The 7,823-nt window shown below is 63.5% G+C and carries 7 protein-coding genes and 1 riboswitch; of the genes, 3 read left to right on the forward strand and 4 right to left on the reverse strand.

Annotation, left to right across the window (positions count from 1 at the left end; translation table 11 throughout):
• The 3 genes from Q7V20_RS08880 to Q7V20_RS08890 all read right to left on the reverse strand — a co-directional run.
• Nucleotides 1-381, reverse strand: a 381-nt coding sequence (locus Q7V20_RS08880; protein WP_304789427.1) for a porin, incomplete at its 3' end; no start/stop codon positions are given.
• Nucleotides 382-463: 82 nt separating this feature from the next.
• Nucleotides 464-1,048, reverse strand: a complete 585-nt coding sequence (gene metW, locus Q7V20_RS08885; protein WP_304789430.1) for a methionine biosynthesis protein MetW — start codon at nt 1,046-1,048, stop codon at nt 464-466.
• Nucleotides 1,045-2,238 (reverse strand): homoserine O-acetyltransferase, encoded by a 1,194-nt coding sequence (locus Q7V20_RS08890; RefSeq protein ID WP_304789433.1) that lies wholly within the window; start codon nt 2,236-2,238, stop codon nt 1,045-1,047. Before Q7V20_RS08890 ends, metW begins: the two co-directional genes overlap by 4 nt.
• Before the next feature lie 49 nt (nt 2,239-2,287).
• Nucleotides 2,288-2,362, reverse strand: a riboswitch (SAM riboswitch).
• Nucleotides 2,363-2,500: 138 nt separating this feature from the next.
• On the opposite strand from Q7V20_RS08890, the gene Q7V20_RS08895 reads away from it, so the two are divergent.
• Nucleotides 2,501-4,153, forward strand: coding sequence for an FMN-binding glutamate synthase family protein (locus Q7V20_RS08895; protein ID WP_304789435.1), 1,653 nt, complete (start codon nt 2,501-2,503; stop codon nt 4,151-4,153).
• 15 nt (nt 4,154-4,168) lie between these two features.
• On the opposite strand, the gene Q7V20_RS08900 is transcribed toward Q7V20_RS08895, so the two are convergent.
• Nucleotides 4,169-4,789 (reverse strand): glutathione S-transferase N-terminal domain-containing protein, encoded by a 621-nt coding sequence (locus Q7V20_RS08900; RefSeq protein ID WP_304789438.1) that lies wholly within the window; start codon nt 4,787-4,789, stop codon nt 4,169-4,171.
• 148 nt (nt 4,790-4,937) lie between these two features.
• Here Q7V20_RS08900 and Q7V20_RS08905 point away from each other — a divergent pair, with 148 nt between their 5' ends.
• Both Q7V20_RS08905 and purB read left to right on the forward strand, forming a co-directional pair.
• Nucleotides 4,938-6,287, forward strand: coding sequence for a DUF898 family protein (locus Q7V20_RS08905; protein WP_304789439.1), 1,350 nt, complete (start codon nt 4,938-4,940; stop codon nt 6,285-6,287).
• 39 nt (nt 6,288-6,326) lie between these two features.
• Nucleotides 6,327-7,694 (forward strand): adenylosuccinate lyase, encoded by a 1,368-nt coding sequence (gene purB, locus Q7V20_RS08910; RefSeq protein WP_304789442.1) that lies wholly within the window; start codon nt 6,327-6,329, stop codon nt 7,692-7,694.
• Nucleotides 7,695-7,823 lie beyond the last annotated feature (129 nt).

A 7,823-nucleotide genomic window follows, 5' to 3' on the forward strand; every position in this document is an offset into this window, starting at 1 on the left:
CGATGCACCCACCTGGTAGAGCTTGGTGTCGATCCTGTCGGTGAGGGCGAAACCCTCGTTCTTGAACTGGCCGTATTGGCCAAACAGCTTGACCACGCCGAAGTCGTAGCTGGCGCCCAGCAAGGCGAAAGTCTGCTTTTGCCCGGAACTCAGGTCAGCCTTGGGCGCTTCGGCCGCCTTGATAGACTGGTAGCCTGCACCGATTACAAAGGCGCCATTCACGTCCAGGCGGCCCAAGGAGGGTGAACAAAGCCTTGAGGCCGTTGCTGAGATCCTACCGTTGTAAGAGCTCTGGAATGAACTGGCGGCTTGCGCCTGAGCATTGATGCAGGCCCCCAAAGCCAAAAGGATCGCAGGGGTGATCTTTTGTGCAAAGGCCATGCGTACTCCGAAATTGACCCAAAGATGTGCCACGCCAATGCGCGTTCTGGGCATCCGCCACCGCTTCTGAGGTTTAGCGCTATCAAGCGCGGTCGAACTTGAAGACCGCCGTGCTGGCCCGAAGGTTGGGCCAGCTTTTGACCACCTGGCCGTCGGTCAGGCCAAAAGACTCGATGATGCGCAGGCCACTTTTGCGGGCCAGCACTTCGAAGTCGGCAAAGGTGGCCACCCGGATGTTTGGGGTGTCGTACCACTGGTAGGGCAGCGATTTGGTCACTGGCATGCGCCCGCGCAGAACGCTCAGGCGGTGTGGCCAGTGCGCGAAGTTGGGAAATGCGACGATGCCTTGTCGCCCGACCCGCGCGGTCTCGCTCAGCATGGCTTCGGTGTTGCGCAGGTTTTGCAACGTGTCCAATTGCAGGACCACGTCAAAGCTGTTGTCGTCGAACAGGCTCAGGCCTTCTTCCAGGTTGCGCTGGATGACGTTGACGCCGCGCTGCACGCATTCGTGCACCTTGGTGTCGTCCAGTTCAATGCCGTAGCCGGTGCATTGGCGGCTGTCCCGCAGGTGGGCCAGCAGGGCGCCGTTGCCACAGCCCAGGTCCAGCACGCGCGAGCCCGGGGGCACCAGTTGGGCAACGACGTCGTGGATGCTTCGATCGCTCATGGCTGGCCTCGCACCGCGATGTTCAAGGTTGGGCCGCTGATCTCGCGGTGGATGCGGTCAAAGTAGGCCCAGACCACGTTGTGGTAGCGTGCATCGTCCAGCAGGAAGGCGTCATGGCCGTGCGGGGCGTCGATCTCGGCATAGCTCACGTCGTGGCGGTTGTCGACCAGGGCCTTGACGATCTCGCGTGATCGGGCCGGGGCAAAACGCCAGTCGGTGGTGAAGCTGATGACCAGGAATTTGGCCACGGCCTGGGCCAGGGCGGCGGCCAGGTCCCCGCCAAAGGCGCGGGCGGGGTCGAAGTAATCCAGGGCGCGGGTGATCAACAGGTAGGTGTTGGCGTCGAAGTAATCGCTGAACTTGTCGCCCTGGTAGCGCAGGTAGCTTTCAACCTGGAACTCGATCTCTTGCGTGCTGTAGCGGGGCTCTTCGCCAAGTTCACGGCCCACCAAGCTGCGGCCAAACTTCTCGTCCATCACGTCGTCGGACAGGTAGGTGATGTGGCCGATCATGCGGGCCACGCGCAGGCCGCGCCGGGGCACCACGCCGTGCTCGTAAAAATGGCCGCCATGGAAATCAGGATCAGTGATGATGGCGCGGCGGGCCACTTCGTTGAACGCGATGTTCTGCGCCGAGAGGTTGGGCGCGGTGGCCACGGCGATGCAGTGGCGCACGCGTTGCGGGTATTGCAGCGTCCAGCTGATGGCCTGCATGCCGCCCAGGCTGCCGCCCAACACAGCAGCCAATTGCGTGATGCCCAGCCGGTCCAGCACACGGGCTTGCGCATCAACCCAGTCTTCCACCGTCACGACGGGGAAGTCGGCGCCATAGACGCGGCCGGTGTCGGGGTTGAGGTGAGTGGGCCCGGTCGAGCCGAAACACGAGCCGGGGTTGTTGACGCAGATGACGAAGAACTTGTGGGTGTCCAGCGGCTTGCCGGGCCCGATCAGGTTGTCCCACCAGCCCTGGCTTTTGGGGATGGGTTTGCCGTGCTCATCGGCGTGCAGGCCCGCCACGTGGTGCGAGGCGTTGAGGGCATGGCACACCAGCACGGCGTTGCTGCGGTCGGCGTTGAGCTGCCCGTAGGTCTCGACCATGAGGGTGTAGTCGCGCAGAACGGCACCGCTGCGCAAGGGCAGGGGGGCTTCAAAGTGCAGGGAGACAGGGGTCACAACCCCGATGGAAGACATGGCGCTACGTGAATCAGTCAATAAAAAACCGGCCGCGCATTGAAGCAGGGGCCGGGTTCCAGCGCCCTCTTTAGCGGTATTTCTTGAGCGCCCGCAAGCCGGACAAATCGGCGCTTTGGCGCACAGTGTAGCGCCAAACGGCAGGGGTCGGCAGGGGCGTCAAATGGTCTGATCTGCCCGTTGTTCGTGGTGCTGATGATGCAACTGGCAGCCTGCTCATTCTTTACCATGGTGAAAAGTCCGCTTGGACGAGGAGTTCGCAATGCCCGTGTGGTTGATCCGTTTGAACAAGCATGTGCCCATCCGCTACGGCGTTTGGGTGATGTCGGCTTTGCTGGCCTTGGCTGGCGGCCTGTGGTGGTTGGAGAGCGGGCAGGGCGCCTGGATGGTGGTGCTGGGGCTGGCGCTGGTGCTGCTGGGTTTCAAGGATGTGCAGCAGAGCAAACGCTCGGTGCTGCGCAACTACCCGGTCATGGGGCACCTGCGCTACCTGCTGGAGTTCATCCGCCCCGAGATCCGGCAGTACTTCATCGAAAGCGACAGCGAGGCCGCGCCGTTTTCGCGCCAGCAGCGTTCACTGGTGTATCAGCGCGCCAAGGGCGAGCCTGACAAGCGCCCCTTTGGTACGCAAAAAGACGTGGGCGTGGCGGGCTACGAGTGGTTGAGCCACTCGCTCGCCCCCAGCCACATCGCCTCGCAGGATTTCCGGATCACGATCGGGCAAGGGGGTTCTTCGTGCAAGCAGCCCTACAGCGCCAGCATCTTCAACATTTCGGCGATGAGCTTTGGTGCCCTCAGCGCCAACGCCATCCTGGCGCTCAACGCGGGGGCGCGCAAAGGCAATTTTGCGCACGACACGGGCGAGGGCTCGATCAGCGAGTACCACCGCCAGGCGGGCGGCGACCTGATCTGGGAAATCGGATCAGGTTACTTTGGCTGCCGCACGGACGACGGCCACTTTGACGCCGACAAGTTCGCTGCCAGTGCGCGCGATCCCCAGGTCAAGCTGATCGAATTGAAACTGAGCCAGGGCGCCAAGCCAGGGCACGGTGGCGTGTTGCCCGGCCCCAAAGTGACGCGTGAGATCGCGGCGGCGCGGGGCGTGACGATCGGCGTGGACTGCGTGTCTCCGGCCAGCCACAGCGAGTTCTCCACACCGATCGAGATGATGCATTTCATCGAGCGCATGCGGCAGTTGTCAGGCGGCAAGCCGGTGGGCTTCAAGTTCTGCATCGGGCATCCCTGGGAGTGGTTTGCTTTGGCCAAGGCCATGCGCGAAACCGGCATCTGGCCTGATTTCATCGTGGTGGATGGCGCTGAAGGGGGCACCGGGGCCGCGCCTTTGGAGTTCACCGACCATGTGGGCGCGCCTTTGCAAGAGGGCCTTTTGCTGGTCCACAACACGCTGGTGGGCATGGGCGAGCGGCACCGCGTAAAAATTGGTTGCGCGGGCAAGGTCATCAGCGCTTTTGACATTGCCCGCATGATGGCGCTGGGCGCGGACTGGTGCAATTCGGCGCGAGGCTTCATGTTCGCGCTGGGGTGCATCCAGGCGCAAAGCTGCCACACCGGCGAATGCCCCACAGGCGTGACCACGCAAGACCCTTTGCGCCAGCGCGCGCTGGTGGTGGCCGACAAGGCCGAGCGGGTGTACTACCTGCACATGAACACCTTGTACGCGCTGAAGGAGCTGGTGCAGGCCGCTGGCTTGCAGCACCCCAACGACATCACCGCCGACCACATCGTGCGCCGCGTGTCGAGCTCGGAGGTGCGCCGCCTGGCCAATCTGCTGGCTTTTGCCAAACCTGGCGAACTGTTGGCGGCAGAGCGCGGCGAAGCGCCCTGGCCGCAGCCTGTGTTTGAAGACTACTGGCGCCAGGCCCGGGCCGATTCGTTCAACAAGTCGGTGGCCTGAGCCTGCGCCAAAAAATCAGGCTTTGGGCGGCGCCGTGTCGATGAAGCTGGGGCGCTGCGAGAGCTTGTCGAACAGCTTGCCCAGGTTGGGGTAGTCGTCGCGCCAGTCGATCTGCGGGAAGCGGAAATCAACATAGCCCAGCGCGCAGCCCGCCGAGATGTCGGCCAGGCTGTGGTGGTTGCCATTGCACCAGGGGCGATCGCCCAAGCCTTGGCTCATGGCCTTGAGGCCACCATGCACCTTGGCCATCTGGCGGTCGATCCAGGCTTGTGAGCGTTGGGCTTCGGTGCGGCCAGGCCAGGTTTGTTCCAGCCTGGCGAGGATGGCGGCGTCCATCACGCCATCGGCCAACGCCTCCCAGGTGCGCACTTCCACGCGCTCGCGCCCGCTCAGGGGGATCAGCTTGCCCACGGGCGACAGGGTGTCCACATACTCCACGATGACGCGCGAGTCGAACACCGCTTCGCCACCTTCCATCACCAGGCAAGGTACTTTGCCGAGGGGGTTGGACTCGGAAATGCTGGTGCCTTCCGCCCAAACATCCTCCACATCGAATTTGTAGTCGAGCTTTTTCTCGGCCAGCACGATGCGCACCTTGCGGACAAACGGGCTAGTCAGTGAACCGATCAGTTTCATTCTGTGTCGTGATGTGTGGATGCGTGTTGATTTTAACGAAGGCTTGGCCACTGGGCGACCCATGTGCTCCGGCTTTAGGGGCATCACCCCATCAGAGGGAGACCACCAGGGGGTGAGTTTGTATAAGACTGTTACATTTGCGGCGGAAATGAACAACTCTGCTGTACGTTCATCTGGGCATGTGGTCCGTTTGGCCGACATGGAGCCCCTGCATGTGGCGCCAGGATCACAGGCAGCGCCGTCTCCGGTGATCAGTGCACCTGTCAGCCTGGCCTGGCCGCCGCCGATCGGGTCTGAGGCGGCCGAAGACCTGATGTCCGAGATGCGGGCGGCCTACCTGGCGGCCATGGCCTCCGCGCCCAAGGCTGCGGTGCCGCCTGCCGAAATACCGCGCTTGCCGAAGGGCACGGTGGTCAAGCTGCCGGTGGTGTTGAATGCCCGGGCTTCCGACTATGCCCGCATCTGGATCGTCAACTTGCTGCTGACTTTGCTGACCCTGGGGCTGTACCTGCCCTGGGCGCGGGTCAGATCGCAACGGTATTTTTTGAGGCGCACCCTGGTGGCGGGCCATGTGCTGGATTACCACGCACCGCCCGCCAGCCACCTGCCGCGTTATGGCCTGGCGCTTGCCTTGGCGGCGGGGGTGGTGGGTGCTTGCCTGGGATCGCCATTGGCGGGCTTGCTGGCGTTTTCCATGGCGCTGGCCGTGACCCCTTTGGCCGTGCACACCAGCTTGACGCATCGCATGGCCCACACCAGTTGGGCGGGGCGCCGCTTGAGCTTCAAGGGGGAATTCACCGCGGTCTATGGCGCATTGTTGATGCCCTTGATGGGCGTGTTGGTGGCCGCCTGGTTGACGCTGGCGGGGGCCACTTTTCATCACCCGATGTGGTGGGTGGCCCTGGGCTTCGTCATTGCGCTGTGGGTGCTGGGTGTGCCGCTGTTTTTGTGGGCTTACTTCCATTACCGGCAGGGGCGCCTGGAGCTGGGGCCCTTGCGCCTGTGGTGGCAGGCCTCGCCTGTGGCCATGGTGATGCTGTGGGCTCGCACGGCGGCCTGGTCGGTGCTGGTCTCCGGTTTGGTGCTGGGGCTGGGCGCGGTGGTGCTGGGTGCACTGCTGTGGTGGCGGGGACCGGCGCAGGGCGCCTGGTTGCTGGGCATGGTGGCTTTGCTCGCGGCGGCGGTGCTGGCGGCGGTGATGCCTTATGTGCAGGCCCGTTTGCAGAACCTGGTGTGGAGCAAAACTGGCAACCGCGCATTGCGGTTTCGCAGCCGTTTGTCGGTGCAGGGCTATGTGCTGCTGCAGCTGCGGCATGCCTTGCTGATGGTGCTGACCTTGGGCCTTTACTGGCCCTGGGCCGTGGTGGCGTCAAGGCGCATGCGCACCGAAGCCCTGACGGTGTGGGCGCGGGTGGACACCGAGGTGCTGAAGGCGCATTGGCCGCCGTTTGCCGGAGCCCAAGCCGGGGCAGCGCCCAAACGCCGCGCGAGCGCCTAAAATCACGGGTTCTCCTGGTGCCCAATTGCAAAAAACTCCATGAACCTTTCTGCCCTCACAGCCCTGTCGCCCCTGGATGGCCGCTACGCCCCCAAAGTGGCCGCCCTGCGCCCCCTGCTGTCTGAATTCGGCCTGATGCACCGCCGCGTGCAGGTTGAAATTGAATGGTTCATCGCCCTGTCAGACGCCGGCCTGCCCGAGCTCAAGCCCATGACCGAGGCGGCCCGGGGCTATCTGCGTGGCCTGGCGGTGCGATTTTCGGAATCCGACGCCCAGGCCATCAAGGACATCGAAAAGACCACCAACCACGATGTGAAAGCGGTGGAGTACTGGATCAAATCGCGTTTTGGCGGCCACCCTGAGCTGGAAAGCGCCAGCGAGTTCGTGCACTTTGCCTGCACCAGTGAAGACATCAACAACACCAGCCATGGCCTGATGCTCAAGGCTGCGCGCGAGCAGGTGCTGCTGCCCACCATCGATGGCTTGATCACCACGCTGCGCAAGCTGTCAGTGAGCCTGGCCGACACGCCCATGCTGAGCCGCACGCACGGCCAGACCGCGTCGCCCACCACGGTGGGCAAGGAAGTGGCCAATGTGGTGGCCCGCCTGGTGAACGCCCGCGAGCGCATCGCCAGTGTCAAGCTGCTGGCCAAGATGAATGGCGCCGTGGGCAACTACAACGCCCACCTGTCGGCCTACCCCGAGATCGACTGGGAAGGCTTCAGCCAGAAGGTGATCGAAGGCCCGCTGGGCTTGAGCTTCAACCCCTACACCATCCAGATCGAGCCGCACGACTACATGGCCGAGCTGTTCGACGCGGTCACGCGCACCAACACCATCCTGATCGACTGGTCGCGCGATGTGTGGGGCTACATCAGCTTGGGGTACTTCAAGCAGAAGACCAAGGAAGGCGAGATCGGCTCCAGCACCATGCCGCACAAGGTCAACCCGATTGATTTTGAGAACGCCGAAGGCAACCTGGGCTTGGCCAATGCCATGCTGACCCACCTGAGCCAAAAGCTGCCCATCAGCCGCTGGCAGCGCGATTTGACCGACAGCACCGTGCTGCGCAACATGGGCGTGGCCCTGGGGTATGCCGTGCTGGCCTACGACAGCCTGGCCCGTGGCCTGGGCAAGCTGGAAGTGAACCCGCAAGCCCTGGCCGATGACCTGGACAGCGCCTGGGAAGTGCTGGCCGAGCCCATTCAGACGGTGATGCGCCGCTATGCCTTGCCCAATCCGTACGAACGCCTGAAGGAGCTGACGCGCGGCAAGACCATCACGCGCGAAGCCATTCAGCAGTTTGTGCAGACCCTGGAGATTCCTGAGGCCGACAAGCAGCGATTGCTGGACATGACGCCGGGCAACTACATCGGCAAGGCGGTTGAGCTGGCCAAGCGCGTTTGATCGGCTTGTTCATGAACTTCACCGACCAGCTCCAGCACGCCCAGCGCCACCACGACTCCATGCTCTGCGTGGGTTTGGACCCGGAGCCTTCGCGCTTCCCGGGCGCCTGGAAGGATCAGCCCGCGCGCA

The organism is Aquabacterium sp. (assembly GCF_030652515.1).
GTDB lineage: Bacteria > Pseudomonadota > Gammaproteobacteria > Burkholderiales > Burkholderiaceae_C > Aquabacterium.

Coding starts and splice junctions, on each gene's coding strand:
- metW (WP_304789430.1), bottom strand. CDS start 1,048: ATGAGCGATCGAAGCATCCACGACGTCGTTGCCCAACTGGTGCCCCCG.
- Q7V20_RS08890 (WP_304789433.1), bottom strand. CDS start 2,238: ATGTCTTCCATCGGGGTTGTGACCCCTGTCTCCCTGCACTTTGAAGCC.
- Q7V20_RS08895 (WP_304789435.1), top strand. CDS start 2,501: ATGCCCGTGTGGTTGATCCGTTTGAACAAGCATGTGCCCATCCGCTAC.
- Q7V20_RS08900 (WP_304789438.1), bottom strand. CDS start 4,789: ATGAAACTGATCGGTTCACTGACTAGCCCGTTTGTCCGCAAGGTGCGC.
- Q7V20_RS08905 (WP_304789439.1), top strand. CDS start 4,938: ATGAACAACTCTGCTGTACGTTCATCTGGGCATGTGGTCCGTTTGGCC.
- purB (WP_304789442.1), top strand. CDS start 6,327: ATGAACCTTTCTGCCCTCACAGCCCTGTCGCCCCTGGATGGCCGCTAC.